Origin of the sequence: Thiomonas bhubaneswarensis, assembly GCF_001418255.1 — a bacterium.
In the GTDB taxonomy this organism is placed as follows: Bacteria; Pseudomonadota; Gammaproteobacteria; order Burkholderiales; family Burkholderiaceae_C; genus Thiomonas; species Thiomonas bhubaneswarensis.
This window is the reverse complement of sequence record NZ_LIPV01000023.1, coordinates 1-1,190: the sequence shown is the minus strand read 5'-3', so window position 1 is coordinate 1,190 and position 1,190 is coordinate 1. Positions and strand designations below refer to the sequence as shown.

The following is a 1,190-nucleotide window of genomic DNA, read 5'->3' as shown; positions in this document are numbered from 1 at the left end:
CCCATGGCCGTGAGCAGCTGACCGGTCTCATCCTTGGACGCAGCCACCACCCGCACCGACAGATCGCCCTCGGCCACGCGCTGCGCGACGTGCACGGCTTCGCTCAAGGGGCGGATGACCAGACGGCGCAGCAGATAAGCGGTGACGCCAAGGATGGCCAGCACCATGAAGGCACCGCCGAGCAGGATGGGCAGGATGCGCGACCAGGTGTGGCTGGCAATGGTGGACTTGGGATAACGCGTGGTGACCGTGAAACCCCATCCCGGGACTTGTTCGGACATGCTGATCCAGTCTTGCGGATCGATCTGGCTGGGGGTGTTGGAGGTAGCGAATATGGTCTTGCCCGTCTTGTCGGTCACTTCCAGGATGCCGCCATGCAGCAGTTGCAGTTTGCTGACTTCGGTCTTGATGGCGTCGATCTGCGCCTTGTAGCCGACATACCAGATGCCGACGATGTTTCCGCTGGCATCCCGCATCGGTTCGTAGCCCGTGATGAACGGGTTGCCGAGGATTTGCACCACGCCGTAAAAGGCCTTGCCATTGCGGATGTCGCCAATCACCTTGCCCTTGGGGTCGAGCAGGGTGCCTACGGCGCGTGCGCCGTCAGGCTTTTTGACGTTGGTGCTCACCCGTACGAAGTCGTCACCGCTGCGCACGAACAACGTGGCGGTGCCGCCGAAGAGTTTGGTCACGCCATCCACAAGGTCAAATTGATTCACCATGGCGGTCTTCCCAAAGAGCAGCTCGGGCACCGTCTTGTCGCCGAGACTCACCGGTGCGCCCAGGGTTGCCGCGCCGAGCTGCTGCCCACGTTCGGTGAGCAGTTTCATCGAGCCATGAACCTGCTCGTCGATCAGCGTCTTGGTGATATCCAGGGTGCGAACGATCTCGCCGATCTGCTGATGGGACTCGCGCTGGATTTCTTCGTCCACCTGGGTCTGCGCATTGCGCGCCAAGGTGTAGGTGGCGATGGCGATGACGGCGATCACCAGCAGGGTGATCGGCACGAGGATGCGGAACTGCAGACGGTGCGTGAACGAGGAGGCCATGGGAGCTCGCTGAATCAAGACGTTGATGAAAGGGTCGAATGCAAATCTCAGTTCGAGGAATGCGCCGCACGGGCCAAAGCCGCCATGTCGTCCACCGACAGCACATGGCCCACGTCGAGCAGGATGATGAAACCGTTGTCG

Annotated in this window: 1 protein-coding gene; it reads right to left on the bottom strand. The window is 61.3% G+C overall.

Annotated features, from left to right (window positions below):
* A partial coding sequence (locus tag ASC45_RS15335) for a Cache 3/Cache 2 fusion domain-containing protein (protein WP_141655822.1) occupies nucleotides 1-1,049 on the bottom strand: 1,049 nt, incomplete at its 3' end.
* Nucleotides 1,050-1,190 lie beyond the last annotated feature (141 nt).